This window comes from Manganibacter manganicus (assembly GCF_002075885.1).
Lineage (GTDB): Bacteria > Pseudomonadota > Alphaproteobacteria > Rhizobiales > Rhizobiaceae > Mesorhizobium > Mesorhizobium manganicum.
The window spans coordinates 44,023-70,394 of sequence record NZ_MDET01000001.1; the positions used below are offsets into that span (position 1 = coordinate 44,023).

Annotated in this window: 25 protein-coding genes; 18 read left to right on the plus strand and 7 right to left on the minus strand. The window is 61.1% G+C overall.

Features of this window, described 5'->3' with window-relative positions:
- The first annotated feature begins 105 nt into the window (after window positions 1–105).
- Genes BFN67_RS00175 through BFN67_RS00185 form a run of 3 tightly spaced genes read left to right on the plus strand, consistent with a single transcriptional unit; the run spans window position 106 to window position 5,083 of the window.
- Window positions 106–1,140: an ABC transporter permease gene (locus tag BFN67_RS00175; protein WP_139788960.1), complete on the plus strand. Its 1,035-nt coding sequence runs from the start codon at window positions 106–108 to the stop codon at window positions 1,138–1,140.
- A gap of 11 nt (window positions 1,141–1,151) precedes the next feature.
- The gene (locus BFN67_RS00180) at window positions 1,152–2,312 is read left to right on the plus strand and encodes an ABC transporter permease (RefSeq protein WP_080917574.1); all 1,161 of its coding nucleotides are present in this window, start codon (window positions 1,152–1,154) and stop codon (window positions 2,310–2,312) included.
- Window positions 2,313–2,368: 56 nt separating this feature from the next.
- Window positions 2,369–5,083 (plus strand): dipeptide ABC transporter ATP-binding protein, encoded by a 2,715-nt coding sequence (locus BFN67_RS00185; protein ID WP_080917575.1) that lies wholly within the window; start codon window positions 2,369–2,371, stop codon window positions 5,081–5,083.
- A 36-nt stretch (window positions 5,084–5,119) separates the two neighbouring features.
- Here the strand turns inward: BFN67_RS00185 and BFN67_RS00190 are convergent, their stop codons facing one another.
- A complete protein-coding gene (locus tag BFN67_RS00190) occupies window positions 5,120–5,713 on the minus strand; it encodes a transglycosylase SLT domain-containing protein (RefSeq protein WP_080917576.1) in 594 nt (197 codons plus the stop codon).
- A gap of 188 nt (window positions 5,714–5,901) precedes the next feature.
- Between BFN67_RS00190 and BFN67_RS00195 the strand changes: the two genes are divergently transcribed.
- Window positions 5,902–6,147: a type II toxin-antitoxin system VapB family antitoxin gene (locus tag BFN67_RS00195; RefSeq protein WP_080917577.1), complete on the plus strand. Its 246-nt coding sequence runs from the start codon at window positions 5,902–5,904 to the stop codon at window positions 6,145–6,147.
- Window positions 6,147–6,542 carry a type II toxin-antitoxin system VapC family toxin gene (locus tag BFN67_RS00200; RefSeq protein WP_080917578.1) on the plus strand — a complete coding sequence of 132 codons (396 nt, stop codon included), beginning with the start codon at window positions 6,147–6,149 and terminating at the stop codon, window positions 6,540–6,542. Before BFN67_RS00195 ends, BFN67_RS00200 begins: the two co-directional genes overlap by 1 nt.
- 54 nt (window positions 6,543–6,596) lie before the next feature.
- Here BFN67_RS00200 and BFN67_RS00205 read toward each other — a convergent pair whose 3' ends face one another.
- Window positions 6,597–7,370: a VOC family protein gene (locus BFN67_RS00205; RefSeq protein ID WP_080917579.1), complete on the minus strand. Its 774-nt coding sequence runs from the start codon at window positions 7,368–7,370 to the stop codon at window positions 6,597–6,599.
- 236 nt (window positions 7,371–7,606) lie between these two features.
- On the opposite strand from BFN67_RS00205, the gene BFN67_RS00210 reads away from it, so the two are divergent.
- The 5 genes from BFN67_RS00210 (at window position 7,607) to BFN67_RS00230 (ending at window position 11,967) form a co-directional block, all read left to right on the plus strand.
- Window positions 7,607–8,971 (plus strand): NAD(P)-dependent oxidoreductase, encoded by a 1,365-nt coding sequence (locus BFN67_RS00210; protein ID WP_080917580.1) that lies wholly within the window; start codon window positions 7,607–7,609, stop codon window positions 8,969–8,971.
- A gap of 2 nt (window positions 8,972–8,973) precedes the next feature.
- Window positions 8,974–10,287: an NAD-dependent dihydropyrimidine dehydrogenase subunit PreA gene (gene preA / locus BFN67_RS00215; RefSeq protein ID WP_080917581.1), complete on the plus strand. Its 1,314-nt coding sequence runs from the start codon at window positions 8,974–8,976 to the stop codon at window positions 10,285–10,287.
- Between the two features lie 209 nt (window positions 10,288–10,496).
- Window positions 10,497–11,012: an RrF2 family transcriptional regulator gene (locus tag BFN67_RS00220; protein ID WP_080917582.1), complete on the plus strand. Its 516-nt coding sequence runs from the start codon at window positions 10,497–10,499 to the stop codon at window positions 11,010–11,012.
- 17 nt (window positions 11,013–11,029) lie between these two features.
- Window positions 11,030–11,488, plus strand: a complete 459-nt coding sequence (locus BFN67_RS00225; RefSeq protein WP_080917583.1) for a carboxymuconolactone decarboxylase family protein — start codon at window positions 11,030–11,032, stop codon at window positions 11,486–11,488.
- 104 nt (window positions 11,489–11,592) lie between these two features.
- Window positions 11,593–11,967: a DoxX family protein gene (locus tag BFN67_RS00230; RefSeq protein ID WP_080917584.1), complete on the plus strand. Its 375-nt coding sequence runs from the start codon at window positions 11,593–11,595 to the stop codon at window positions 11,965–11,967.
- Between the two features lie 25 nt (window positions 11,968–11,992).
- Here the strand turns inward: BFN67_RS00230 and BFN67_RS00235 are convergent, their stop codons facing one another.
- Complete coding sequence (locus BFN67_RS00235; RefSeq protein WP_080917585.1) at window positions 11,993–12,301, minus strand: EthD family reductase; 309 nt, start codon at window positions 12,299–12,301, stop codon at window positions 11,993–11,995.
- 96 nt (window positions 12,302–12,397) lie between these two features.
- The gene (locus tag BFN67_RS00240; protein WP_080917586.1) at window positions 12,398–13,030 is read right to left on the minus strand and encodes a TetR family transcriptional regulator C-terminal domain-containing protein; all 633 of its coding nucleotides are present in this window, start codon (window positions 13,028–13,030) and stop codon (window positions 12,398–12,400) included.
- 237 nt (window positions 13,031–13,267) lie between these two features.
- Here BFN67_RS00240 and aptA point away from each other — a divergent pair, with 237 nt between their 5' ends.
- From aptA to BFN67_RS00275, 7 genes are all read left to right on the plus strand, one after another.
- A complete protein-coding gene (gene aptA, locus BFN67_RS00245; protein ID WP_080917587.1) occupies window positions 13,268–14,596 on the plus strand; it encodes an omega-aminotransferase AptA in 1,329 nt (442 codons plus the stop codon).
- Between the two features lie 70 nt (window positions 14,597–14,666).
- Window positions 14,667–15,917: a Zn-dependent hydrolase gene (locus tag BFN67_RS00250; protein WP_080917588.1), complete on the plus strand. Its 1,251-nt coding sequence runs from the start codon at window positions 14,667–14,669 to the stop codon at window positions 15,915–15,917.
- Between the two features lie 60 nt (window positions 15,918–15,977).
- Window positions 15,978–17,429, plus strand: a complete 1,452-nt coding sequence (gene hydA, locus BFN67_RS00255) for a dihydropyrimidinase (RefSeq protein WP_080917589.1) — start codon at window positions 15,978–15,980, stop codon at window positions 17,427–17,429.
- Between the two features lie 5 nt (window positions 17,430–17,434).
- Complete coding sequence (locus tag BFN67_RS00260; protein WP_080917590.1) at window positions 17,435–18,277, plus strand: ABC transporter ATP-binding protein; 843 nt, start codon at window positions 17,435–17,437, stop codon at window positions 18,275–18,277.
- 149 nt (window positions 18,278–18,426) lie between these two features.
- Window positions 18,427–19,305: an ABC transporter permease gene (locus tag BFN67_RS00265; RefSeq protein ID WP_080917591.1), complete on the plus strand. Its 879-nt coding sequence runs from the start codon at window positions 18,427–18,429 to the stop codon at window positions 19,303–19,305.
- Window positions 19,302–20,411 (plus strand): ABC transporter permease, encoded by a 1,110-nt coding sequence (locus BFN67_RS00270; RefSeq protein ID WP_080917592.1) that lies wholly within the window; start codon window positions 19,302–19,304, stop codon window positions 20,409–20,411. Before BFN67_RS00265 ends, BFN67_RS00270 begins: the two co-directional genes overlap by 4 nt.
- Window positions 20,412–20,432: 21 nt before the next feature.
- Window positions 20,433–21,398 carry an ABC transporter substrate-binding protein gene (locus BFN67_RS00275; protein ID WP_080917593.1) on the plus strand — a complete coding sequence of 322 codons (966 nt, stop codon included), beginning with the start codon at window positions 20,433–20,435 and terminating at the stop codon, window positions 21,396–21,398.
- A 255-nt stretch (window positions 21,399–21,653) separates the two neighbouring features.
- On the opposite strand, the gene BFN67_RS00280 is transcribed toward BFN67_RS00275, so the two are convergent.
- From BFN67_RS00280 to BFN67_RS00290, 3 genes are all read right to left on the minus strand, one after another.
- Window positions 21,654–23,303 (minus strand): thiamine pyrophosphate-binding protein, encoded by a 1,650-nt coding sequence (locus tag BFN67_RS00280; RefSeq protein ID WP_080917594.1) that lies wholly within the window; start codon window positions 23,301–23,303, stop codon window positions 21,654–21,656.
- On the minus strand, window positions 23,300–24,472 hold the full coding sequence (locus BFN67_RS00285; RefSeq protein WP_080917595.1) for a CaiB/BaiF CoA transferase family protein: 1,173 nt from the start codon (window positions 24,470–24,472) through the stop codon (window positions 23,300–23,302). The genes BFN67_RS00280 and BFN67_RS00285 overlap by 4 nt, the downstream gene beginning before the upstream one ends.
- A gap of 97 nt (window positions 24,473–24,569) precedes the next feature.
- The gene (locus BFN67_RS00290; RefSeq protein ID WP_080917906.1) at window positions 24,570–25,499 is read right to left on the minus strand and encodes an alpha/beta fold hydrolase; all 930 of its coding nucleotides are present in this window, start codon (window positions 25,497–25,499) and stop codon (window positions 24,570–24,572) included.
- 88 nt (window positions 25,500–25,587) lie between these two features.
- On the opposite strand from BFN67_RS00290, the gene BFN67_RS00295 reads away from it, so the two are divergent.
- Complete coding sequence (locus BFN67_RS00295; protein ID WP_080917596.1) at window positions 25,588–26,328, plus strand: ribonuclease T2 family protein; 741 nt, start codon at window positions 25,588–25,590, stop codon at window positions 26,326–26,328.
- The last annotated feature ends 44 nt before the right edge of the window (window positions 26,329–26,372 follow it).

Consider the following 26,372-nt stretch of genomic DNA (forward strand, 5'->3'; position numbering starts at 1 on the left):
CCGATGCTCCATCACACTGTTGGAGCGTCGTCGTGTTCATCGCAACGCACGGCGCTCTAAGGGGAGAACTACACAAAGCCAATCAAGGCTTGAGGAGGGGCACAGGTGCTATCTTTCATAGCCAGACGTCTGGGCGTCATGTTACTCACCATGATCTGCCTGACGTTCGTGGTTTTTTATCTCGTCAATCTGGAACCCAATCTCAAGAAACTGGCGCTGACGCAGACCAACAGCCGCGCCACGCAGGAGCAGATCGACAGTTGGCTCCAGCGCTACGGCTATCGCGATCCATTCCTGCTGCGCTACGCGGAATGGATGGGTTTATGGCCGAAGCAGCCCGCCGTTGACGCACAGGGCAAGGCGATCCCGCGTTTTTCCTATTGCGGTGACACGGTTACGCCGAGGCTTTCGGGTGTCTTGCAGGGTGACTTTGGCTGTTCGACAAAATTCCGCACGACGGTCGGCAAGAAGCTGTTTCCAGCGCTTGAGGCGACTGGAATCCTGATGTTCTGGGTGATGATGGTCATGATACCGGGCGCGCTCATTATCGGTGTGCTTGCCGGTATGCGGGAGGGCTCGAAGACAGACCGAACGCTTTCGGTCGTGGCTATCGGCAGTACGGCCACGCCGGAATATGTTTCCGGCGTCATCTTCACCGTCATCTTCGCGACATGGCTCGGCTGGTTTAACGGCTCGGCGGCAAGCGCCACGTCCAGAGGCATAACTTTCGTCAATTTCACCCTGCCGGTGATGACGCTGGCGATTTACGGCATGGGCTATATCGCGCGCATGACACGTGCCTCGATGGTCGAGGTGATGACGGCCCAATATATCCGCACGGCGCGGCTCAAGGGTTTGCGGTTCAGGGCCGTGGTGTTGAAGCATGCCTTGCGCAATGCGCTGATCGCGCCCTTCACGGTCATCATGCTTCAGTTCCCGTGGCTGCTGACCGGCGTCGTGGTGGTGGAGATCATGTTCCGCTACCAGGGTTTCGGCTACACGCTGGTCGAGGCGGCAGGGAACAATGACATCGACCTTCTGCTCGGCTGTTCGCTGGTTTCGGTGTTCATCGTTCTCATCACGCAACTCATATCCGACGTGGGCTATGCGTTTCTCAATCCGCGCATCCGCGTGCAATAGGGGGACAGGCGATGCAACTCGATTTCCTTTCTCCCACCCAGGTGGTGATTCATATCCTCTTCTACCGGCTGTGGCCCGTATGGGTCGCGATGGCCGTGCTGATGGGGTTGAGCTTCCGTTACCGCAAGCGGCTCGGCCTGTACGGCCAGCTTTATGACAGCGGCGTCGGCATCTCCGGTATTGCGCTGCTGAGCTTCTGGTTCTTCGCTGCGGTCTTTTCCAGCTATGTTTCGCCGTTCGACCCGCTGGACCAGATCGCCGTCATGCGTAATGCGCTGCCGGGCGCGATCGAGCCGCAAAGCGGGCTTCCGTTCCTGCTTGGTGGCGACAAGCTGGCGCGCGATGTGTTCAGCCGGGTGATCGACGGCAGCCGCATCGTGCTCCTGATTGCGCCGCTGGCGACACTGGTTGCACTGACCGTCGGCATCACGCTTGGCCTTCCGGCCGGCTATTTCGGCAAGAAGACGGATTCGACGCTGTCCTTCCTTGCCAATCTGGTGCTGGCCTTCCCGGTGATCCTGCTGTTTTACCTGCTGGTTTCGCCGGAGATCGTAGAGACAGGATTGCCGCGGCAAACGGCGGGCGTGTTCTTCGCCTTTCCTGTCATTCTGGCGTGCATGGCCTTCGGCACCCGCTATGCGGGGCGGCCGCTGCTTCTGGCGATCCAGCTTCTGGTCGTTCTGGCCGTCACCTATTGGCTCTACTCGACATTCGTCTTCTTCGACGATCCGTTCGGGCAGATCCAGGTGACCGCAAGCACGCTCAACATTTTCGTTGCCGTGGTGTTCGCTTCCTCGCCTGGTGTTTTCCGCATCGTGCGCGGGCTGGTGATGGACATCAAGACACGCGACTATGTGGCGGCGGCGCAGACGCGCGGTGAGAATCCCTGGTACATCATGGTCTGGGAGGTGCTGCCCAATGCGCGGGGACCGCTGATCGTCGATGCCTGCCTGCGGATCGGCTACACCACCATCCTGCTCGGCACGCTGGGCTTCTTCGGTCTCGGCATGCCACCGGAAAGTCCGGATTGGGGCACGACCATCAAGGATGGAAGCCAATTGCTGCGCGCCTATGTCCATCCGGCCTTACCGCCGGCGATTGCGCTGATGTCGTTCGTGCTGGGCCTTAACCTACTGGCCGACGCGTTGCGCGAGGAATCGATGAAGGACTGATCCAAAACCGGGATGGCGCCCGCGCATGCGGGCGTCACCGGGCCAAGGAGTCAAACATGAACGAAGCTGTCAAAGCCACGAACACCGCAGACGCCGAACCGATCATCGAGATCGATAACCTGTCCATCTCGTTCTTCACCCGCAAGGGCGAAATTCCGGCGGTGATGGACTTCTCCTGCAAGGTCATGCCCGGCGAAGCCATGGGCATTGTCGGCGAATCCGGCTGTGGCAAGTCCACCGTATCGCTCGGCATCATGCGCGATCTTTCCAATATCGGAAAGATCGTCGGCGGGCGGATCAAGTTCCGCGGCAAGGATATGGGCGACATGTCGGAGGCGGAGCTTCGCTCCATCCGCGGCAACAAGATCGCCATGATCTATCAGGAGCCGATGGCGAGCCTCAATCCGGCAATGAAGATCGGCAAGCAGTTGATGGAAGTGCCGCTGATCCACGACAAGGTGTCGAAGGAAGAGGCCTACAAGCGGGCGCTTGAAATGGTGGAGGCGGTGAAACTGCCGGACCCGGAGCGCATGATGCGCTCCTTTCCGCACCAGCTTTCCGGCGGCCAGCAGCAGCGCATCGTCATTGCCATGGCGCTTCTGTCCAAGCCGTCCCTGCTGTTGCTCGACGAGCCGACCACCGCGCTCGACGTGACGGTGGAGGCCGGCATTGTCGATCTGGTGAGGGGGCTCGGCGAGCAGTTCGGCACGTCGATGATCTTCGTGTCGCACAATCTGGGCCTGATCCTGGATACGTGTGACCGGATCACCGTGATGTATTCCGGTGAGGCGGTGGAGACGGGCAAAATCAAGGATGTCTTCGACCGTATGCGCCATCCCTATACGCAAGGCCTGTTCCGCTCGATCCCGTTGCCCGGCGCTGACAAGAACGCCCGGCCGCTGATCGCCATTCCGGGGCAGTTGCCGCTGCCCCATGAGCGTCCCAAGGGCTGCAATTTCGGGCCGCGCTGCCACCATTTCGTCGAGGGCGTGTGCAACGCCGCTGAAATCCCGATGATCCCGGTCAAGGGCCATGAGGGCCATTTTTCGCGTTGCGTGCGCTTCAACGAGATCGATTGGGAGGCATTGCCGCCGGGCGCGGAGACAAAGAGCGAGCCAGTCAAGGCCGGCGCACCGATGCTCAAGATCGACCAGTTGAAGAAGTACTACAAGGTCGGCGGCAGCGAGGTGTTCGGCTCGGCTGAAGATCGCGTAGTCAAGGCCAATGAGTCGATCAGCTTCGAGGCGCGCGAGAGTGAGACCGTCGCCATCGTCGGTGAATCCGGCTGCGGGAAATCGACGCTCGCCAAGGTGCTGCTCGGCCTGGAGACGGCGAGTGCCGGAACGGTCAAGCTCGGCAATACCGAAATCCAGGACAAGGCCATCGAAAATCGCGGTGTCGAGACGGTGTCATCGATCCAGATGGTGTTCCAGAACCCGTTCGATACGCTCAATCCCAGCCATTCGGTCGGCTCGCAGATCATCCGCACGCTGGAGAAGTTCAAGGTCGGTGCCAATCCGGCCGATCGCCGCAAGCGCATGCTGGAACTTCTCGACCTCGTGAAACTGCCACGCGCGTTCGAAAGCCGCAGGCCGCGCCAGCTATCGGGCGGCCAGAAGCAGCGTATCGGCGTGGCGCGGGCATTTGCCGGCAATGCCAAGGTGGTGGTGGCCGACGAGCCGGTTTCGGCGCTCGACGTTTCGGTGCAGGCGGCCGTGACTGAATTGCTGATGGATATCCAGCGCGAAAACAAGACGACGCTGCTGTTCATCAGCCACGATCTTTCGGTGGTGCGTTACATTGCCGACCGCGTCGTGGTCATGTATCTCGGCTATATCGTCGAGCAGGGCACGACCGACCAGATTTTCGCGCCGCCCTACCACCCCTATACGGAGGCGCTGCTCTCGGCGATACCGATCGCCGATACCTCAGTCGTCAAGAAGCGGGTGGTGCTGGATGGTGATATTCCGTCCGCCATGAACCCGCCCAGCGGCTGTCCGTTCCAGACACGCTGCCCCTACAAGCATCTGGTGCCGGACAATCTGTGCGAGACGACGGTGCCGCCGCAAAAGGACCTTGGCGGCGGTCACATGAGCCTGTGCTGGCTGTCCGATGACGAACTGGCGAAGATGGAGCCGGTGATCAGCTTCGACAGTCAGCACGCCGCGCTTGAAGGCGAGCCGGAAGATGTACCGCGCCATGGCGAGCGGTACAGTGCTGAAGGCGACCCCGGCTTTGCCGGGGCCCCGCCAAAGCGACCGCGCGGCAAGCGCGGCAGTGTGGCTGCCGATCGCGCGGACGCCGCCTCCGGCCAGGACGCGGCTGCCGATGTGGCGCATCGCGATGAGGTGAAAGACGATCGCGGCGGGCAGAGGGCTGGAAAGCCCGCGCCGCGAAGGGCTGCGGGGGCGCCGATCCGTCCGTTACGCGCCGGAAGCGGACGCCAGGCGGTGCCGGCAAAAACGAAACCTGCCGGCAAGTCGTCAGTGGCGAAAAGCAACCAGCCGGTGTCCATGCGCAAGCCGCGCAAGCCCGACGACCTCAAGCTGATCGCCGGCGTTGGGCCAAAGATTGAGGGTATCCTGAACGGGCTCGGTATCTACACCTATGCGCAGATCGCTTCCTGGAAGAAGGCGGAGCGCGAATGGGTGGATGACCATCTCAATTTCCATGGCCGTGTCGAGCGTGACGACTGGGTCAAGCAGGCCAAGGCGCTCGCCAAGGGCGGCGAGGCGGAATATGTACGGGTGTTCGGAAAGAAGCCGCGATAGCTCGCGCGTCAAAACGGCGAGGCTGAGGCGAAAGCCTCAGCCGCTGCACTGCCGCATCTGCGCGGCATATCTTTTGGCCATGTCGTCGGTCTCGCGGGCATAACGGCGCAGGCTGGCATTGTTCTTCCAGTTACCGCGTCCATAGCCGCTCCAGCCGGAATAATAAGCCAGATAGAGGTTGTAGGTGTCATTCCGGGCAACGCCGTATTTCTCGGCCGTCTTGGAATGATACCAGCCGACGAAATCCACGGCGTCGGCGAAATTGGTGCGGCGCGCCGACCAGTTGCCTGTCTCGCGCTTGTATTGCGCCCATGTGCCGTCCAGTGCCTGAGAAAAGCCGGTGGCGCTTGAGGGGCGCTTCCATGGGATGAAGCCGAACAGTTTGGTGCGTGGCGGCTTGGCATTGGCCTTGAAGCCGGATTCCTTTCGCACGGTCGCCATCAGAACCGGAACCGGAATGCCGTATTTTTGCTCGGCCCGTTCGGCACCGGAACGCCAGTCGTTGAACCAGCCGTCACGCTGGTCGAACACGGCGCACACATCGTTGATGTGGCGCGGCGCGGTGGCGCAGGCCGAAAGCGCCAGCACCGCGGAAATCGCTAAAACTCGACTAAACTTGTACGCAAACATGCGCCGAGCAATAGGCTGAAATCATAAAGGGAGTATTGCAGCCGCGCTTAACCAGTATGGCGAGATCAAGCAGAGGCGGTGGTTGGTCTGCTGAACGTGGCGTCCTATTCCATAATGTTCATCTTGTGTTCTCGATATCTACAAGGTAGAATAATTTATGTACAACGTACTTGTGGTTGTGAACAAGAATGGCTATACACGTACAAGACGAAGAAGCGGATTGGCTCGTGCGGGAATTTGCTCGACGTCGCGGGATTGGCATCACCGCTGCCATCAAAGTCGCGGTTCAGGAGGCGATGGGACATGAAGCCCAAAGCGTCGAGGCATTGGCGCAGCGCATAGAGCCTCTGTGGGAGCAGATCAGGGCAAGAAGGCAGCCCGGAATCGGGAATGACAAGGCTTTTATGGACGAAATGTGGGGGGAGGATAACTGATGCATGTCGAGACTTCTGCAGTCGTAGGCATTTTGCTGGAGGAACCGGAAGCGAAGGAATTGCTCGTTCGGCTGAACGCGGACGATAACCCGGTAACGTCAGTGATCAATGCGGTTGAGGCTGCGTTGTCTGTGGGCAGAAGTATCGAGGATTATCCGCTTGCGGGCCAACTGGTTGCTGCTTTTCTTGATAAAGCGGGTGTCAGAATTCTCCCGGTTGCGGCTGACGTTTACGACGATGTGGTTCGTGCCTATTCCCGTTATGGCAAAGGGTCTGGCCACCCCGCGAAACTGAATTTCGGAGATTGCTTGTCCTATGCGTTGGCAAAGCGAACGGGGCAGGCACTGCTATACAAGGGCAACGATTTCGCCCAGACGGACTTGGCCGGGAAGTGATTTGCCGGTTCCATGAGGCGCGAACCAGGCCGCGCCCCATGAACATGAAAAGTCCTACCGCTTCGGTGCGGTTAACGCGAAATGCGCGCCTTGCGGGTCCTGGCACTGGACGATCCAGCTTCCACCGGGCACCTCCATCGGTCCCATCAGCACCTTGCCGCCCTTGTCGGTCACGCGTTTGGCGGCGTCGTCGATGGCAGTCACGTTGAAATAGAACTGCCAGCACGGCACGGGGATCTGCTCGGGCTTGTTCATCATGCCGCCGATCGCGTCCGCGCCCGCGGCAAAGATGGCGTAGGTGCCCATCTCGCCCATGTCGAACTCACGATTCTTGGTCCAGCCGAACTGGCTGGAATAGAAGGCGAGGGCTTTGCGCCAGTCGGTTGTATAAAGCTCATGCCAGCCGATATGGCCGGGCGTTCCGTGTGGTACCTCGGGCTGCTCTGGACCGTCCGGGTGGAGGAGCTTGAACACCGCGCCTTGCGGGTCGGCGACGACCGAGAAGCGGCCGACGCCGGGAATGTCGTCCGGTCCCCAGCAGATCTCGCCACCGGCATCCTTGACGGCTTTCGTGGCGGCGTCGGTGTCCTGCGCCTTGATATAACCCGTCCAGGCTGGCGGCGTGGCCGGACCGGCCTGTTCCAGCATTCCCATGATACCGCCGACGCCACGCTCGCCGGCATTCACGACGATATAACGCGGCATGCCCGGCGAGCCGGCGAAATCCTGCGGCTTCCAGCCAACAACGGCGGCATAGAAGTCACTCGCCGCGTCAATGTCGGTTGTCATCAACTCATACCAGAAGAAAGAGGTGGGAGACTTGGCCATGAAATTCTCCTTGTGTTTGTGCCGCTGCCGCGAAAGCGGTGCAGGCGCACTTAGGACGAAGCAGGCTGAGAAGTTCCGACAGTGAGCGCAAAATATGCCACAGCTATGGCAAACAAACATGAGTTAAAAGATCATATTTATCTCGCTAAAACAGTGGCTTGGAAAAATTTGACCGATTGATAAAAAAATAAAACGTGCTAGCCTTTCGGCAAAACATAACAATGGGGAATACGGGAATGGCGACTGGTCATTTCAAGCAAGGGATTGCCGGCGGCCGGCTGTCACCTGAAGTCTATGCGGAGAATTTCTCCGATTTGCACCCGCCGCTCGATGCTCACGAGGCACTGGTCGAGGCGGATCGGTGCTATTTCTGCTACGATGCGCCGTGCATGAAGGCTTGCCCGACATCCATCGATATTCCGCTGTTCATCCGGCAGATCGCCACGGGCAACCCGATCGGCTCGGCCAAGACCATTTTCGACCAGAACATTCTTGGCGGCATGTGCGCTCGTGTCTGCCCGACCGAGACGCTGTGCGAAGAAGCCTGCGTGCGCGAGGCCGCCGAGGGCAAGCCGGTGCAGATCGGCCGGCTTCAGCGCTATTCCACCGATATCGCGATGGAAGAGGGCAAGCAGTTTTACGAACGCGCCGCCCCGTCCGGAAGGAAGATTGCCGTTGTCGGCGCCGGCCCGGCGGGGTTGGCGGCGGCGCACCGCTTGGCCCGCTACGGCCATGACGTGACCGTGCTGGAGGCGAAAGAAAAATCCGGCGGCCTCAATGAATACGGTATCGCTGCCTACAAGAGCACCGACGATTTCGCGCAGGCCGAAGTGGATTATGTGACGGCTATTGGCGGCATCGACATTCAAAACGGCAAGATGCTCGGCCGCGACTTTCAGCTTTCGGATATCGTCAAGGACTATGATGCCGTGTTTCTCGGCATGGGGCTTGGCGGCATCAACGCGTTGAGCGCCGAGGGCGAGGATGCGAATGGTGTCGTCAATGCGGTCGAATTCATTTCCGTCCTTCGGCAGGCCCGGGATTTGGCGGCCCTTCCCATCGGCCGGCGTGTCGTCGTCATTGGCGGCGGCATGACGGCCATTGATGCTGCGATGCAATCGAAACTACTCGGCGCAGATGAAGTCACGATCTGCTACCGCCGTGGACAGGAGCACATGAACGCCTCGGAATTCGAGCAGGACCTCGCCGCCTCGAACGGCGTCACCATCCGCCACTGGCTGCAGCCGAAGCGCGTGATCTCGGAGGACGGAAAGGTCAGCGGCATTGAACTGGAATATACGGCGCTCGATGGCGACAAACTTGCCGGCACCGGCGAGACAGTCACGCTGGCCGCCGACCAGGTGTTCAAGGCCATCGGCCAGAGCTTTGTGCCGGCTTCTCTTAACGGCAGCGGTGCTGCACTGGAATTGGAGGGCGGGCGCATCAAGGTCGACGCCGAGGGCCGCACCTCGCTGGCGAAAGTATGGGCCGGTGGCGATTGCGTGCGTGCCGGTGAAGACCTCACGGTCACGTCCGTGGCGCAGGGCAGGGACGCGGCCGAAAGCATTCACAAGGCACTCACCGCGAACGGGAGGGCATGAGCATGGCAGACATTCGAAACAATTTCGTCGGCATCAAGTCGCCCAATCCGTTCTGGCTGGCCTCCGCGCCGCCGACCGACAAGGCTTATAATGTCATCCGCGCCTTCAAGGCCGGCTGGGGCGGCGTGGTGTGGAAGACGCTGGGCGAGGAAGGCCCGCCGGTCGTCAACGTCAACGGCCCGCGCTATGGCGCGATCTGGGGCGCGGATCGTCGCCTGCTGGGCTTGAACAACATCGAACTGATCACCGACCGCGATTTGCAAACCAATCTGCGCGAGATGAAGCAGGTCAAGATGGAGTGGCCCGACCGGGCGCTGGTCGCCTCGATCATGGTGCCCTGCGAAGAGGCAAGCTGGAAGGCGATCCTGCCGCTGGTCGAGGAAACCGGAGCGGACGGCATCGAACTGAATTTCGGTTGCCCGCATGGCATGAGCGAGCGCGGCATGGGTGCTGCCGTCGGCCAGGTGCCGGAATATATCGAGATGGTGGCGCGCTGGTGCAAGCAGTACACGCGCATGCCCGTCATCGTGAAGCTGACGCCCAACATCACCGACATCCGCTATCCGGCGCGCGCGGCCAAGAAGGGCGGGGCCGACGCGGTGTCGCTCATCAACACCATCTCCTCCATCACCTCGGTCAATCTGGACAGTTTCTCGCCGGAGCCGTCGATTGACGGCAAGGGCAGCCATGGCGGCTATTGCGGTCCGGCGGTGAAGCCGATCGCACTCAACATGGTGGCCGAGATCGCCCGCGACGCGGAAACGCGCGGCCTGCCGATCTCCGGCATCGGCGGCGTCACCACCTGGCGGGACGCTGCCGAATTCCTGGCGCTCGGCGCCGGCAACGTGCAGGTGTGCACTGCGGCGATGACCTACGGCTTCAAGGTCGTGCAGGAGATGATTTCGGGCCTGTCGAACTGGATGGACGAGAAGGGCCATCGCTCGCTGGACGATATTATCGGCCGGGCCACGCCCAACGTCACCGACTGGCAGTACCTCAACCTCAACTACATCGCCAAGGCGCATATCGACCAGGACGCCTGCATCAAGTGCGGCCGTTGCCACATCGTTTGCGAGGATACCTCGCACCAGGCGATTACAGCGATGGTGGACGGTGTCCGCCATTTCGAGGTTATGGACGACGAGTGCGTCGGCTGCAATCTGTGCGTCAATGTCTGCCCGGTGGAAGGCTGCATCACCATGGTGCCGCTGGCGGCAGGCGAAATGGACGAGCGGACCGGCAAGCCGGTATCGCCGATCTACGCAAACTGGACGACGCACCCGAACAATCCGATGGCCAAAGTGGCTGCGGAATAGTTCCTCCCAGGCCAGGCGGGGCCGCTCTTGGGGAGTGGTTCCGCCTATGCTTGAGGCTTGGCAGCAGTGCCACCTATCCGACTTTTCCCTGAACGGCATCTGACATCCTGAATTCAGGATGTGTCAGGAGAGGCTCTTTTTTTCAATCGACCTATTGATGATAAAAATTATCTACGATATATTTAGTCCATGATTAGGGAAGCAAGAAAATGAAGCTCAGCGAAGGCGTGGAAGCGGCGATCCATTGCGCCGCGACGCTGGCAGGTGTCGAAGGTGGAGCAACCATGCCGGGTTCGGCGCTTGCCGAACAGTTCGGCCTGTCATCCAGCTATCTGGCCAAGCATCTCAATGCCTTGACGGCGGCCGGCGTGCTGGAATCTGTGCCGGGTCCTGCCGGCGGCTACAGGCTGGCGCGAGCGGCCGAGCGCATTTCGCTACTCGACATCGTGCAGGCGGTGGAAGGGCCGCAGCCGGCCTTCCGCTGCGGTGAAATCCGTCGGCGCGGGCCGGTGAAACTGCCGGCGTCCGCCTATGCCAAGCCGTGCGGCATCAATGCCGCGATGCTGCGCGCTGAAAAGGCCTATCGCGCGGCTCTCGCTACGGAGAAGCTTTCCGACATCGTGGCCGAATTCATGACGGACGCCGATCCGCGCTCCGTCGCTGCCGGTTGCGCCTTCATTGAACGCCATCAGCGCCCGCAGAAACCCGGCTCTCCCAAGCCTTAAAATCGAAAGGAAAGACGATGAAACAGAGATTGCAGTTTTTTGCCAAGGCGCCGGACCTTCTGAAGCAGGTGCAGGCGCTCAACAAGGCCGTCGATGAGTGCGGGCTGGAGCACTCGCTGCTGCATTTGGTCAAGCTTCGCGCCTCGCAGATCAACGGCTGCTCGTTCTGTGTCGACATGCACAGCAAGGAGGCGTTGCGTGACGGTGACACGCAGCAGCGCCTGTTCCTGGTTGCGGCATGGAAGGAATCGCCCTTGTTTACCGAACGCGAACGCGCTGCCTTCGCCTATACCGAAGCGGTGACGCTTATCTCCAACGCGGGCGTGCCCGACGCACTTTATGAAGCGACGCTGAAGCACTTTTCGGAAGAGGAACTGGTCAAGCTCAGCGTGGCCATCGGCATGATCAATGTGTGGAACAGGCTTTGCGTGCCCTTCCATGCGCTGCACCCGGTGTCGGCGCAGAAAGCGGCGTGAGGTCACCGGCAGGCGCGGCTTGTGTCCTGCGATCATAGTGATACGACTTCGGGAATCGGCGGCCAATTGGTCGCCGGTTCATCTCTTGTGGCGATGAGGGGACAATGGCGAACGCGGATTTGTTGATGGTCGTGGGTCGCGTGGTTTTCGGCGGTTTCTTTTTGATCGCCGGTATTCGCAATTTCTGGAATTTCCGCGAACGCAGGGCGATGAGTACGACCAATTACGGCTGGCCGCTGCCGGCGCCCATGCTGGCCATCGGCTTTGCCATGCAACTTGTCGGCGGAGTGCTACTGATCCTCAATTGGCATGTGGTGGTCGGTGCGGCCATGCTGATCCTGTTCCTGCTCATGGCAACGCCGCTCTACCACAATCTCTTCCTGTTCCACGGCAAGGAGCGCGATCCGCATCTTTACCTGACGCTGGTCAACATCACGCTGTGCGGTGGCCTGCTGATGGTGATGGGGCAGGCGCTTTGACGTGCCGAGACGGCAGGCGCATCGCTCACACCTCTTTGGTGTCGAAAAACAGCAGTTCGACGCCGCCGTCGGCAAAATTAGCGAGGTCGCCGGCTGCGGCCTGACCTTCCGGCGAGGCGAGGGCGGCCTTGATGGCGGACAATGAATCGAAGTCGAGCGTCGCGACGAGATGATAGCCGGTTTCACCGCCCGGTCCGTGAACGCCGCCGTCGCTGATGTCATATTTGCGCAGGCCGGGCAGTTTCTTCGCCAGTGGTATGTGCGTTGCAGCGTAATAGCGGTCGAACGCCGTTTTATCCTTCGGCGTCTTATAAAGCACGACGAATTTGGCCATTTTTTTCTCCCATGGGTCGTAACAAGCCGATCCGCCACAGTGCAGGAACGATGTACCATGCGGCAATTGGAGAAAAGTCCACGTCAAGTGGCAGGGTCAAGGGCACTGCGGTCGTAATGAACCCAGAAAAAGCCGCTCCAGAAATTGTGCGGCATCCTCGAAACGGGCATTGCCGCCGCGCTCCGGACCAAGCACGGCGCGCACCTGAACGTCGAAATCGGCATAATGCTGGGTGGTCGCCCAGATCGAAAAGATCAAGTGATAGGGATCTGTTTCGGCGATGCGGCCGGCGCGCATCCAGCCTTCGATGATCGCGGCCTTGTCGTCCACCAGGGACTTCAACTCGCCTTCCAGCATCGGCATGATGCGAGGCGCGCCTTGCAGGATCTCGTTGGCGAACAGACGGCTTTCGCGGGGATAGTCGCGCGCCATTTCCAATTTGCGGCGGATATAGGCGCCAAGTTCGGTCAGTGGATCGCCGACGTCGTCCAGTTCGCGCAGCGGCTGAAGCCATGTGATCAGTAGGCGCTGGATCAGCGTCTCGAAAATGTCTTCCTTGCGATGGAAATAATAAAGCAGGTTTGGCTTCGACATGCCCGCCGCCTCGGCGATCTGGTCGATGGTGGCGCCACGGAAGCCATGGGTTGAAAATGTGTCGAGCGCGGCCTCGAGAATCAACTCGCGCTTTTCCTTCTGGATGCGGGTGCGGCGTGGGGCGACGGCTTCCATGATTGCTAATGGCCGGATTTCAGGCGGATGGGCGGTTTCTGGACCAATAATCTGGACCAGTTTTTTGCTGGCTTGTGGAGCGCGCTTCGCAAGTCGCATTTCCGCTACTAATCCCTTGACCGCTACCATGGCGGTGCTAACGTTTGTCCAAACGGTCAAAAATTGCTAGCACGAAATGACAGCCGGGACCAAGCGTTGGCCGCGATGAAACACCACAACTGAAAGGAAGGCTTGGTCATGTCCAACCGGCTCAAGGTAACGCCCAACGATCTCAGCGCATTCTGGATGCCATTCAGCGCGAACCGGCAGTTCAAGCAGGCGCCGCGCATGCTGGTTGCCGCCAAGGATATGCATTACACGGCGAGTGACGGCCGCAAGATCATGGACGGCACCGCCGGCCTGTGGTGCGTCAATGCCGGCCACTGCCGACCGAAGATCACCGAGGCGATCCAGCAACAGGCCGCCGAACTCGACTATGCGCCTGCCTTCCAGATGGGCCACCCGATCGTCTTCGAACTGGCCAACCGGCTGGTCGATATCGCGCCCAAGGGCATGGACCATGTGTTCTTCACCAATTCAGGCTCTGAATCGGTCGAGACGGCGCTCAAGATGGCCATCGCCTACCATCGCGCCAAGGGAGACGGGTCGCGCTTCCGCCTGATCGGCCGCGAGCGCGGCTATCATGGCGTCAATTTCGGCGGCATTTCGGTTGGCGGCATTGTCTCCAACCGCAAGATGTTCGGTACGCTGCTTACCGGCGTCGATCATATGCCGCACACGCATTTCCCGGAGAAGAACGCGTTTTCGCGTGGCGTGCCGGAGCATGGCGCCGACGTCGCCAACGAACTGGAACGTATCGTCGCCCTGCACGATGCCTCGACCATCGCGGCGGTCATCGTCGAGCCGGTCGCCGGTTCCACCGGCGTCATCCTGCCGCCGAAGGGCTATCTCAAGCGCCTGCGCGAGATTTGCGACAAGCACGGCATCCTGTTGATCTTCGATGAGGTCATCACCGGTTTCGGTCGTCTCGGCACGCCCTTCGCCGCCGATTATTTCGGCGTGGTCCCCGACATCATGACGACGGCCAAGGGCGTTTCCAACGGCGTTATCCCGATGGGCGCGGTGTTCGTGAAGAAGGAAATCCACGACGCCTTCATGAACGGCCCGGAACACTTGATCGAGTTCATGCACGGCTACACCTATTCGGGCAACCCGATCGCCTCGGCGGCGGCGCTGGCGACCCTCGACACCTACAAGGAAGAGGGTCTGCTGACTCGCGGCGAGGAACTGGCTCCCTATTGGGAGGATGCGCTGCATTCGCTCAAGGGCGAGCCGAACGTCATCGACATTCGCAATATCGGTCTGGTCGGTGCGATCGAACTGGCGCCGATTGCCGGCGAGCCGACGAAGCGGGCGTTCTCGGCCTTCATCAAGGCGTTCGAGCGCGGCCTGCTGATCCGCACCACCGGTGACATCATTGCGCTGTCGCCGCCGCTCATCATCACCAAGGGGCAGATCGATGAAATGATCGACCATGTGCGCGAAGTCCTGCGCATGATCGACTGACGAAACGACGGGCAAGGCCGAAGGGAGGAGCCTCCGGCCTTGTCCGACATATCTGGGAGGAGAAGAGGGGATGGCCGCACCCGGCGAGAACCTGCGCATCAATGCCGACCGTCTCTGGGATTCGATCATGGAGATGGCCAAGATCGGGCCCGGCGTGGCCGGCGGCAACAATCGCCAGACATTGACGGATTCGGACAAGGAAGGCCGCGCGCTTTTCCAATCGTGGTGCGACGCCTCCGGCCTTTCGATGGGCGTGGACAAGATGGGCACCATGTTTGCCCGCCGCGAGGGCACCGACCCCGAGGCTCTGCCTGTCTATGTCGGCTCGCATCTCGATACCCAGCCAACCGGCGGCAAATATGACGGCGTGCTCGGCGTGCTTGCCGGGCTGGAAATCGTCCGCTCGCTGGACGATCTTGGCATCAAAACGAAGCATCCCATCGTCGTCGCCAACTGGACGAATGAGGAAGGCGCGCGTTTCGCGCCGGCGATGCTGGCTTCCGGCGTTTTCGCCGGCGTGCACACGCTTGACTTCGCCTATGCCCGCAAGGACATGGACGGCAAGAGTTTTGGCGACGAACTGAAGCGCATCGGCTGGCTGGGTGACGAGGAGGTCGGCGCGCGCAAGATGCACGCCTATTTCGAATATCATATCGAGCAGGGACCGATCCTCGAAGCGGAGAACAAGCAGATCGGTGTCGTTACGCATGGCCAGGGCCTGTGGTGGCTGGAATTCACGCTGACGGGCAAGGAGGCGCATACCGGTTCGACGCCGATGAACATGCGCGTCAATGCCGGGCTAGCGATGGCCCGCATCTTCGAGATGGTGCAGCATGTGGCCATGACCAACCAACCGGGCGCGGTCGGCGGCGTCGGCCAGATGAAGTTTTCGCCCAATTCGCGCAATGTGCTGCCTGGCACTGTGGTGTTCACCGTCGATATCCGTTCGCCCGATCAGGACAAGCTGGACGGCATGCGCGCGACGATCGAGGAGGAGGCGGCGAGGATTGCCGTGGAACTCGACGTTGGCTGCTCGGTGGAAGCGGTCGGCCATTTCGATCCCGTCACCTTCGATCCGGTGCTGGTCGATCGTGTGCGCAAGGCCGCCGAGGATCTCGGCTACAGCCATATGAACATCATTTCCGGAGCCGGGCACGATGCCTGCTGGGCTGCCAGGGTCGCGCCGGCTACCATGGTGATGTGCCCTTGCGTGGACGGGCTTTCGCACAATGAGGCGGAGGATATTTCCAAGGAGTGGGCCGCGGCCGGGGCGGACGTGCTGTTCCACGCCGTGGTGGAGACGGCGGAGATCGTCGCGTGAATTGAATCGCTTACTGAACGCCGCTCACAAGAAGCGCGAAGCCGAAAAAAGGGAACATCAATGTCCAAAGTCATCAAGAACGGCACGATCGTCACCGCCGATCGCACGTGGAAAGCGGACGTGTTGATCAAGCACGACAAGATCGAGGCGATCGGTCCCGATCTGCACGGCGATCACGAGTTCGACGCTACAGGCTGCTATGTGATGCCTGGCGGCATCGACCCGCACACCCATCTCGAAATGCCGTTCATGGGCACCTATTCGGCGGACGATTTCGAGTCCGGCACGCGCGCGGCCCTTGCCGGCGGCACCACCATGGTGGTCGATTTCTGCCTGCCGGCGCCGCAGCAATCGCTGCTCGAGGCCTTGCAGATGTGGGACAACAAGACCTCGAAGGCGTCTTGTGACTATTCCTTCCACATGGCGATCACCTGGTGGGGCAAGCAGGTGTTCGACGAGATGGCGACCGTCGTGGACAAGGGCATCCCGTCTTTCAAGCACTTCATGGCCTATAAGGGCGCGCTGATGGTGGACGACGACGAGATGTATGCGTCGTTCCAGCGTTGCGCGGCATTGGGCGCACTGCCGCTGGTGCATGCCGAGAATGGCGATGTGGTGGCCGCGCTCAGCGAAAAGCTGCTGGCCGACGGCAATAACGGACCGGAGGGCCATGCTTATTCGCGCCCGCCGGAAGTGGAGGGCGAAGCAGCCAATCGCGCCATCATGATTGCCGACATGGCCGGTGTGCCGCTCTATATCGTGCATGTCTCGTGCGAACAGAGCCACGAGGCGATCAGGCGCGCCCGGCAGAAGGGGATGCGCGTCTACGGCGAGCCGCTGATCCAACATCTGACGCTGGACGAGAGCGAATATTTCGACAAGGACTGGGACCATGCCGCACGGCGCGTGATGAGCCCGCCTTTCCGCAACAAAATGCATCAGGATTCTTTGTGGGCGGGCTTGTCTTCGGGCTCGCTTCAGGTGGTGGCGACCGACCATTGCGCCTTCACAACCAAACAGAAGCGCACCGGCGTCGGTGATTTCACCAAGATTCCCAACGGCACCGGCGGCCTGGAAGACCGCATGCCGGTTCTGTGGACAAGAGGCGTCAACACCGGACGGCTGACCATGAACGAGTTCGTGGCAGTCACGTCCACCAATATCGCGAAGATCCTCAACATGTATCCGAGGAAGGGCGCCATCGTGGAAGGCGCCGATGCCGACATTGTGGTGTGGGACCCCAAGCGCAAGAAGACCATTTCCGCCAAGGGGCAGCAGTCGGTGATCGACTACAACGTCTTTGAAGGCGTGGAGGTTACGGGCGCGCCACGTTTTGTCTTCACGCGCGGCGAACTGGCCATTGAGGAAAGCAAGGTGGAAGCTCGATCGGGTCACGGCGAATTCGTGCCGCGCGAGCCCTATCAGGCGGTCAACCGGGCGCTTTCGACGTGGAAAGAGATCACCGCGCCGCGCAAGGTCGAACGCACTGGCATTCCGGCGACGGGTGTGTGAAGCGTATGACGATCCGCCCCTCCGTCGGAGTGAGTGCCAGCGTGAAGCCAGCGAATGAAGCCCCGGCAAATGAGCCGGTCGTCGAAGCCCAAAAACTCGGCCTTGCCTTCCAGACCGGCGACGGGCCGGTTCAGGCTCTGTCTGATGTCGACCTGACTATCGGCAAGGGCGAGTTTGTCTCCTTCATCGGCCCTTCGGGTTGCGGCAAGACCACGCTTTTGCGTGTCATCGCCGACCTCGAAAGGCCGACCGAAGGCACGATCAGCATCAATGGCATGACGCCGGAGCAGGCGCGCGAAAAACGCGCCTATGGCTATGTCTTCCAGGCTGCCGCGCTTTATCCGTGGCGCACCATCGAGCGCAATGTCGCGCTGCCGCTGGAGATCATGGGGCTGTCTCGGTCGGAGCAGCAGGAGCGCATCCGTCGCACGCTCGAACTGGTCAACCTGACTGGCTTCGAGAAGAAATATCCATGGCAGCTTTCTGGCGGCATGCAGCAACGCGCTTCGATTGCCCGCGCGCTGGCCTTCGATGCCGACCTTTTGCTGATGGACGAGCCGTTCGGTGCGCTCGACGAAATCGTGCGCGACCATCTCAACGAGCAATTATTGAAGCTATGGGCGCGCACAGAAAAAACGATCTGCTTCGTTACTCATTCCATTCCCGAGGCGGTGTATCTGTCCACCCGCATCGTGGTGATGTCGCCGCGCCCCGGTCGCGTTACCGACATCATTGAATCGACGCTGCCGAAGGAGCGCCCGCTCGACATTCGCGAGTCACCGGAGTTCCTGGCCATCGCGGCGAGGGTGCGCGACGGGTTGAGGGCGGGGCATTCCTATGAGGATTGAGCCGACTATGTGCTCGCACCTCAGGACGAGGGAGGTCGTGCATCGGCATCTCCTGCAAGAGTTTGCAACAAACGGTCCTCATCCTGAGGTGCGAGCGCAGCGAGCCTCGAAGGATGCAGTTTGTCAAAAAATTTTGGACGGGGGCTAGCATGGACCCGCTTCGCTCCAAGATCGTTCCCGTGCTGACCATACTCGGCATCATGATCGTGGCCTGGTACGCCTTCGCGGTCGTGCTCAACGGGCCGTTCCAGCGTGATCTTGATCGGCGCGCCGGCCGCTCGCCGGGCCTGGCCGGGTTCCTGGTCGAAACATGGTCGCAGCCGAAGCCGACACTGCCGGCGCCGCATCAGGTGGCGCAGAATTTTTTCAACACGACCTTCATGGTCAAGCCGTGGAGCCGGCGCAGCCTTGTCTATCACTCCTGGGTGACGCTTTCCTCCACCTTTGTCGGCTTCGTCTTCGGCGCGATGCTCGGCATCTTGATCGCCGTCGGCATCGTCCATTTTACGTCGCTCGACCGCAGCCTGATGCCGTGGATCATCACTTCGCAGACCATTCCCATCCTGGCGATTGCGCCGATGGTGGTGGTGGTGTTCGCCTCGATCGGCATTACCGGCCTGATCCCCAAGGCGCTGATCTCGACCTATCTGTCATTTTTCCCGGTGGCGGTCGGCATGGTCAAGGGCCTGCGCTCGCCCGAACTCATGCATCTCGATCTGATGCGCACCTATAACGCCACGGCCTCGCAGGTTTTCTGGAAGTTGCGGTTGCCGGCGTCGCTGCCCTTCCTGTTCGCCTCGATGAAAGTCGGCGTTGCCGCAAGCCTTGTTGGCGCCATCGTCGCCGAACTGCCGACCGGTGCGGTCGCCGGCATAGGCGCAAAGTTGCTCGCCGGCTCCTATTACAGCCAGACCATCGAGATATGGGCGGCGCTGGTGGCCGGTTCGCTGGTCGCCGTGGTGCTGGTGATGCTGGTGGGGCTTGCCGAGCGGATTACCGGGCGGGCCATGGGCGGGAGGCCGGCATGAGTCGACCTTTCGCGTGGCAGATGGCCGCTGCACTTGTGCTTGTGCTTGGCGGAATGGCATTGGAGACAATGCAGGGGGGAACTGCCGCCAATATCTGGCCGGCGCTCGGCCTCGTACTGGTGGCGGCGATTGCCGGAAGCCTGTTCGCGACGGCTCCGCTTATCGAGGCCGGCATCGCCTTTATCGGCGCGCATGGTGCCGCCTGGCTGCTCATTTCGGGTATTGCCGGCCATGAGGGCAATGCCGGGCCGTCCTTCTATCTTGCGCTGGTGGGCGCTTGGCTGCTTGCCTGGCGCTGTGTAACCGCGCTTTCGGCCATCAAACCGGCCTCGCGGCAGGCGGCGGCCGCGCTTGGCCTGATCATTCCCGTCATCTTCGGTGTCTGGATTCTCATTCTGTGGGAAGCGATCGTTCGCGGCGCCGGCATTCCGTTCCTGCTTTTGCCGGCACCGAGCGCCATCGGCGCGCGTATCGTCAGTTCGGCTTCGATCCTGGCAGCCGACGTTAACCAGACCGTCTTCAAGGCGGTGCTGGCCGGCTATGCGATCGGCTGCATTTCCGGCTTTGCGGCGGCCGTTGCGGCCGACCGTTTCATATTCCTGCGGCGCGGCCTTCTGCCCATCGGCAATATGGCGGCGGCGCTGCCGATCATCGGCGTGGCGCCGATCATGGTGATGTGGTTCGGCTTCGGCTGGGAATCAAAGGCGGCTGTCGTCGTCGTCATGACCTTCTTCCCGATGCTGGTGAACACCGTGGCCGGACTTTCCTCGGCCGGCCATATGGAACGCGACCTGATGCGCACCTATGCTTCCGGCTATTGGCAAATGCTGTTCAAGCTCAGGCTACCCGCCGCAATGCCCTTCATCTTCAATGCGCTCAAGATCAATTCCACGCTGGCACTGATCGGCGCCATCGTCGCCGAATTCTTCGGCACGCCGGTGGTCGGCATGGGCTTTCGCATCTCCACCGAGGTCGGGCGCATGAATATCGACATGGTGTGGGCCGAGATCGCGGTTGCGGCGGTGGCCGGTTCGGTTTTCTATGGCGGGGTTGCCTTGCTCGAAAGGGCAGTCACGTTTTGGCATCCGTCTATCCGTGGTGGGTAGGCGCTTCAGAGGGTGAGAAAAATGAAAAGACTGGTAGTTTCGATGCTGGCCGGCGCCCTGTCGCTGGCGGCGGTTCAGGCATGGGCCGCGGATCAGGTCACATTGCAGTTGAAATGGCTGGCACAGGGCCAGTTCGCCGGCTATTTCGTCGCCAAGGACAAGGGCTTTTATGAAGATGAAGGGCTCGATGTCACGATCAAGAATGGCGGGCCGGACATTGCGCCCGAGCAGGTGATCGCCGGTGGCGGCGCCGACGTGATCGTGACCTGGATGGCGGCTGCGCTTTCGGCGCGCGACAAGGGCGTCAATCTGGTCAATATCGCCCAACCGTTCGCGAAGTCCGGCCTGGAACTGATCTGCTTGAAGGACGGGCCGGTCAAGACGGAAGCCGATTTCAAGGGCCATACGCTCGGCGTCTGGTTCTTCGGCAATGAATATCCGTTCTTCGCCTGGATGCATAAACTCGGGCTTTCGACCGAGGGCGGACCGGACGGCGTTACCGTTCTCAAGCAGAGTTTTGATGTGCAGCCGCTGATCCAGAAGCAGGCCGACTGCATTTCGGTGATGACCTATAACGAATATTGGCAGGCGATCGATGCCGGTTTCAAGCCGGAAGACCTGATCGTCTTCAACTACACCAAGCTTGGCAACGACCTTTTGGAAGACGGCCTTTATGTGATGCAGGACAAGCTCAAGGATCCAGCCTTCCAGGACAAGATGGTGCGCTTCGTGCGCGCTTCGATGAAAGGCTGGCACTATGCCGTGGAACATCCCGACGAGGCGGCGGAGATGGTGATGGAGCATGGCGGGCAGGACGAGCACCACCAGCAGCGCATGGTCGGCGAGGTGGCCAAGCTGATCGGTGACGGCAAGCTCGATCCGGAGCTTTACGAGCGCACCGCCAAGGCATTGCTCGATCAGAAGATCATCACAAAGGAGCCGGAAGGCGCTTATACGACTGAAATCACCGACAAGGCGCTGAAATAGAGGCGATCAAGCAGTTCGATATGAACGGAAAGGGGCGGGCGACCGCCCCTTTTTGCGTATGTATCGACGCTCGTTTTGGGTCGTTGTGCGTTCTTCGAGGCTCGCTGCGCTCGCACCTCAGAATGAGAAAGGTTGTCGGCGATTGCCCTCTAGCCAATTGGCACCTGTAGTCCGCTTGCTGAGGTGTGCCCGCCTCCCTCATCTTGGGGTGCGAGCGGAGCGAGCCTCGAAGGACGTACGACATCTTCGCTTGTCTCACCGCTTCTCGCGAATGTCGCTCAGCGTGCGTGTCGGCGTGATCGCCTCGGGATCGAGCTTGATCTCGATGATGGCCGGCTTGCCGCTGGCGCGCGCGCGCTCGAAGGCCGGGACGAAGTCTTCGGTCTTTTCGACTGTCTCGCCATGGCCGCCAAAGGCACGGGCGTAGGCGGCGAAATCCGGGTTCTTCAAGCTGGTGCCGCTCACCCGGCCGGGATAGTCGCGTTCCTGGTGCATCCGGATGGTGCCGTAGATGCCGTTGTTCAGGATGACGACGATTACCGGCAGGTCGTGTTGGACGGCGGTGGCAAACTCCTGGCCGTGCATCAGGAAATCGCCGTCGCCGGCCCATACGATCACCTCGCGGTCCGGGAACACGCTCTTGGCGCCGACACCCGCCGGCACGCCGTAACCCATGGAACCGCTGGTGGGCGCGGCCTGTGTGTTGTAGCGGCGGTAGCGGTGGAAGCGGTGCATCCAGGTGGCGAAATTGCCGGCGCCGTTGCAGATGATGGCGTCGTCCGGTAGCGCGCCTTCCAGATATTCCACGATAGGGCCCATCTGCACCGCGCCGGGGCCGGTGTTGGGAGGCGTGGACCATTCCAGATAGAATTTATGCAACTGCTCGGTCTGCGCGGCCCAATCCGGCGGTGCGGATGCTTTCCGCTTTGCGAAGGCCTCGACAAAAGCGGCTGGCGAAGCGTTGATCGCCAATGTCGGCCTGAACACGCGGCCAAGTTCGTTGGCGTCGGCATGGACGTGAACAAGCTTCTGGTCGGGATAGGGGCTTTTCAGCAGCGTATAGTCCGAAGACGGCATCTCGCCGAAACGCCCGCCGATCAGCAGCACCAGATCGGCCGCCTTGATGGCCGCGCCCAGCTTCGGATTGATGCCGATGCCGACATCGCCGGCATAATTGGCGTGCAGATGATCGAACAGCATCTGGCGGCGGAATTCGACGCCGACCGGCAGCGCCCAATTCTCCGAAATCCGCTTGATATTCTCGACTGCCTCGGCACTCCAGCGTGTGCCGCCGAGAATGACGAACGGTCGCTTCGCTGCACCAAGCAACTTTTCCAGTTCATCGAGTTCGGCTTCGCCGGGGCGGGTTTCGACCGGCGTGAATGGCAACGCAACCGGGGCCTCGACTTCGCTGGTGAGCATGTCCTCAGGCAATGACACGACGACGGGGCCGGGACGGCCGGACGTCGCCACGGCAAAGGCGCGGGTGATGAATTCGGGGATGCGGGCGGCGTCCTCGATCTCGACCACCCATTTGGCGATGCTGCCGTAAAACTGCTTGTAATCGACCTCCTGGAAGGCCTCGCGCTCCTTGGCGTGGCTGGCGACCTGGCCGATGAACAGGATCAGCGGAATGGAATCCTGCATGGCGATATGGATGCCGGCCGAGGCATTGGTGGCGCCGGGACCGCGCGTGACGAAGCAGATGCCGGGCCTGCCGGTCAGCCTGCCCTCGCAGTCGGCCATCATCGACGCGCCGCCTTCCTGCCGGCACACGATAATGCGGATTTTCGAATCGTGCAGGGCATCGAGAACGGCGAGGTAGGATTCGCCCGGCACGCAGAACACGCGATCCGTGCCATTGGCTTCCAGGGCTTCGACAATCAGTTTTCCGCCGGTCTTCATTTTCCGGTTTTCTCCAGTTCGGCCAGAATTTCATCGGTATGTTCGCCAAGGCGCGGCGAGGGGCGCTCATAGGCAAGCGGCGTTGCCGACATGACAATCGGCGCGCGCACTGAGGGCAGGGCGTTGCCATGGCGATCGTCCAGATCGAGCCGCATGCCGCGCGCGATGGCTTGCGGGTCGGAAAACATCTGGCCGATATTGTTGATCGGGCTGGCGGGGACGCCGGCGGCCTCAAGTTTCGCCAGCAAGTCGTCGCGCGTGACCTCTGCAAGCGGGCCGAGGATCGCCTCCCTCAGCGCGACGCGATTGGCAACTCGCGCCGAATTGGTCGAAAAAGCTGGATCGTCGACCAATGTGCCTTTGCCGATGACCGTACAGAACTTGCGGAACTGGCCGTCATTGCCAACCGCGAGAATGAAATGCCCGTCCTTGACCGGCAGCACCTCGTAAGGCGCGATGTTGGGATGGGCGTTGCCCATCTGCACCGGCGACACACCGGATACGAGGTAATTCAAATTCTGGTTGGCAAGCACGGAGATCTGTGCGTCGAACAGCGCCATGTCCAGATGTTGGCCTTCGCCGCCGGCCTCGGCGTGGCGCAGGGCGGCCTGAATGGCGATGACGGAATAAAGCCCCGTGAAGATGTCTGTGACGGCGACGCCGACCTTTTGCGGCTCGCCGCCGGCCGGCCCGGTGATCGACATCAGGCCGGACATGCCCTGCACGATGAAATCATAGCCTGCGCGCGCCGCGTAAGGCCCGGTCTGGCCGAAGCCGGTGATCGAGCAATAGACAAGGCGCGGATTAACCGCCTTCAGGCTTTCATAGTCTAGCCCGTATTTCTTGAGGCCGCCGAGCTTGAAATTCTCGATCACGACGTCGGCGGTGGCGACCAGTTTCCTGACGGTCGCGGCGCCTTCCGGTGTCGAAAAATCGATGACAATGGAGCGCTTGCCGCGATTGCAGGCATGATAATAGGCGGCTGAAAGGTTCTCGCCCTCCTTGCCCTCGACGAAGGGCGGCCCCCATTTGCGGGTATCGTCGCCGTCCGGGCTTTCCACCTTGATGACGTCGGCGCCGAGATCGGCGAGCAACTGGCCCGCCCATGGCCCTGCCAGGATGCGGGCAAGCTCTATGACGCGGACGCCTTTCAGCGGAGGTTCGGCCATGGATCACCAGAAAATGCTTCGGATGCTGTGTGGCAGGCTCTATCAACCCGGCGGGACGATGTCACGGTCCTTGCGCTGGGCCAGCCTGCAAAGACCGCTATTTCAGGATTTCATCGAGCCAGTGGGCGAAATCGGCCATGATGATGTTTCGATTCAACTCGTTCAGGCTTTCGTGCCGGGTTTCGTCGTAAATCCTTGAAACCAGATTCGAAAAGCCGAGACGCCGCAACTGCGAAGCCAGCCGCTCGACCGCCTTGCCACATTCAGTTGCAGGGTCGGCGCCGCCGCCCAGCAGATTGAAAGGCAGGTCTTTTCGCACCGATGCAAATCGGCCGGTATTCATCGCCGTCAAGGTGATGTGCAGCAGATCGCGCCATAGCGAAATGGAGGAATCCCGGCCGCAATGCCGATCTTTCATATATTGGGCGATCTCGTCTTCGTCGCGCGTGAGCCAGCCGAAGCCCGAATGGTGATAGGGGACTGCGCGAGCCCATGCCCTGAAGGTCAGTTTCGGCATGATCCTTGAAGGCACGTCCGAACCTAACCTGAACCGTTCCCAGGTGAGCAGCGCCTGCGCAGCGCGACATTGCGGCACCGTGGGTAAAACCGGGTTCCAGATGGCCGCGCCATGCAGCTTTTGCGAATGGGCCTGGACGAAGCGCAGCGCAATCACCGCGCCCATCGAATGACCGAAGATGACCACCGGCAGGCCGGGATGCTCGCTCGCGATCAAATCGTGGACGGCGGCAACGTCGGCGATCACCTTGGCCGCGCCATTATGGGCCGCGAAACGGCCGGTCGGCGCGTCGGGCGCGGTTGTGCGGCCATGGCCGCGATGGTCATGCGCATAGACATGGCAGCCTTGGGCGGCAAGGAAGCCAGCGAAGCGCCCATAGCGGCCTGCATGTTCGGCCAGCCCGTGATTGACCTGGACGACCGCGCGCGCTGGCCTGGCGGCCTGGCGGACATAAAGGCTGAGCGCGGCGCCGGTAGGCGAATGCAGGGTCTTGTGTTCGCTGAAATGCATCGCCACCCTGCCTTGCCTGGTCTTTTCCTTTGTGGGACATCGCCACGGTACTGGCAATGATGCCACGCTTCTGGTTGGGAAATTGTCTATGCGGTCGGTCCTTGCGCTTGCTGTCGCTTGTCTTGCCCTGTCGCCTATCGGGCAGACGAAGGCGGCAATGGCCGCGTCGGCAAAGTCCGGATATGTGCTGGCGCTAAACTGGCAGCCGGCTTTCTGCGAGACGAGGCCGCGCAAACCCGAATGTCGGAGCCAGACGGCAAACAGGTATGACGCCACGCATTTCACCCTGCACGGCCTGTGGCCACAACCGAACGACAAATTCTACTGCAATGTCGGTCGCGGAGACCGCCGTGACGATAAATCCGGTCGCTGGTGGAAATTGCCGCGGGTCAGGCTCGATCCGAAGGTTCGTGCTGAACTCGATCGGGTCATGCCCGGCACGGCGTCGCAGTTGGAGCGGCATGAATGGATCAAGCACGGCACCTGTTCCGGCAAGAGCCAGCAGGATTATTTTTCTGCTGCGCTGGCCATGGCGGGGGCGGTGAATGCATCTGCCGTGCGCGTTCTTTTCGCCAGCCATATCGGCAAGGAATTGACGGCCGAACAAATCCGTGCCGCCTTCGACAAGGCGTTCGGTGCGGGCGCGGGCGAACGGGTTCGGATCTCCTGCTTTCGCGATCGCGGCAAGCGGATGATCGGCGGAGTGACGCTCGGCCTTGCCGGGCCGATCGGGCCGGACGTTCCGCTGCGTGATCTGATGGCCGCTTCCGCACCCACGCGGCACGCCGGTTGCCCGCGTGGGATCGTGGATGCGGCCGGAATACAGTAGGATATTTCAAGGCAGGATGCCGCCTCTTCGGCCGTGGCAGCGGT

What these genes read in the sequence shown, in the direction of transcription:
- BFN67_RS00250 (WP_080917588.1), top strand. Translation starts at nt 14,667, where the DNA reads ATGGCCGCACCCGGCGAGAACCTGCGCATCAATGCCGACCGTCTCTGG.
- BFN67_RS00265 (WP_080917591.1), top strand. Translation starts at nt 18,427, where the DNA reads ATGGACCCGCTTCGCTCCAAGATCGTTCCCGTGCTGACCATACTCGGC.
- BFN67_RS00190 (WP_080917576.1), bottom strand. Translation starts at nt 5,713, where the DNA reads ATGTTTGCGTACAAGTTTAGTCGAGTTTTAGCGATTTCCGCGGTGCTG.
- BFN67_RS00210 (WP_080917580.1), top strand. Translation starts at nt 7,607, where the DNA reads ATGGCGACTGGTCATTTCAAGCAAGGGATTGCCGGCGGCCGGCTGTCA.
- aptA (WP_080917587.1), top strand. Translation starts at nt 13,268, where the DNA reads ATGTCCAACCGGCTCAAGGTAACGCCCAACGATCTCAGCGCATTCTGG.
- BFN67_RS00295 (WP_080917596.1), top strand. Translation starts at nt 25,588, where the DNA reads ATGCGGTCGGTCCTTGCGCTTGCTGTCGCTTGTCTTGCCCTGTCGCCT.
- BFN67_RS00200 (WP_080917578.1), top strand. Translation starts at nt 6,147, where the DNA reads ATGCATGTCGAGACTTCTGCAGTCGTAGGCATTTTGCTGGAGGAACCG.
- BFN67_RS00260 (WP_080917590.1), top strand. Translation starts at nt 17,435, where the DNA reads ATGACGATCCGCCCCTCCGTCGGAGTGAGTGCCAGCGTGAAGCCAGCG.
- BFN67_RS00235 (WP_080917585.1), bottom strand. Translation starts at nt 12,301, where the DNA reads ATGGCCAAATTCGTCGTGCTTTATAAGACGCCGAAGGATAAAACGGCG.
- BFN67_RS00285 (WP_080917595.1), bottom strand. Translation starts at nt 24,472, where the DNA reads ATGGCCGAACCTCCGCTGAAAGGCGTCCGCGTCATAGAGCTTGCCCGC.
- BFN67_RS00275 (WP_080917593.1), top strand. Translation starts at nt 20,433, where the DNA reads ATGAAAAGACTGGTAGTTTCGATGCTGGCCGGCGCCCTGTCGCTGGCG.
- BFN67_RS00180 (WP_080917574.1), top strand. Translation starts at nt 1,152, where the DNA reads ATGCAACTCGATTTCCTTTCTCCCACCCAGGTGGTGATTCATATCCTC.
- BFN67_RS00225 (WP_080917583.1), top strand. Translation starts at nt 11,030, where the DNA reads ATGAAACAGAGATTGCAGTTTTTTGCCAAGGCGCCGGACCTTCTGAAG.
- BFN67_RS00240 (WP_080917586.1), bottom strand. Translation starts at nt 13,030, where the DNA reads ATGGAAGCCGTCGCCCCACGCCGCACCCGCATCCAGAAGGAAAAGCGC.
- BFN67_RS00230 (WP_080917584.1), top strand. Translation starts at nt 11,593, where the DNA reads ATGGCGAACGCGGATTTGTTGATGGTCGTGGGTCGCGTGGTTTTCGGC.
- BFN67_RS00205 (WP_080917579.1), bottom strand. Translation starts at nt 7,370, where the DNA reads ATGGCCAAGTCTCCCACCTCTTTCTTCTGGTATGAGTTGATGACAACC.
- BFN67_RS00185 (WP_080917575.1), top strand. Translation starts at nt 2,369, where the DNA reads ATGAACGAAGCTGTCAAAGCCACGAACACCGCAGACGCCGAACCGATC.
- BFN67_RS00270 (WP_080917592.1), top strand. Translation starts at nt 19,302, where the DNA reads ATGAGTCGACCTTTCGCGTGGCAGATGGCCGCTGCACTTGTGCTTGTG.
- BFN67_RS00280 (WP_080917594.1), bottom strand. Translation starts at nt 23,303, where the DNA reads ATGAAGACCGGCGGAAAACTGATTGTCGAAGCCCTGGAAGCCAATGGC.
- hydA (WP_080917589.1), top strand. Translation starts at nt 15,978, where the DNA reads ATGTCCAAAGTCATCAAGAACGGCACGATCGTCACCGCCGATCGCACG.
- BFN67_RS00195 (WP_080917577.1), top strand. Translation starts at nt 5,902, where the DNA reads ATGGCTATACACGTACAAGACGAAGAAGCGGATTGGCTCGTGCGGGAA.
- preA (WP_080917581.1), top strand. Translation starts at nt 8,974, where the DNA reads ATGGCAGACATTCGAAACAATTTCGTCGGCATCAAGTCGCCCAATCCG.
- BFN67_RS00220 (WP_080917582.1), top strand. Translation starts at nt 10,497, where the DNA reads ATGAAGCTCAGCGAAGGCGTGGAAGCGGCGATCCATTGCGCCGCGACG.
- BFN67_RS00290 (WP_080917906.1), bottom strand. Translation starts at nt 25,499, where the DNA reads ATGCATTTCAGCGAACACAAGACCCTGCATTCGCCTACCGGCGCCGCG.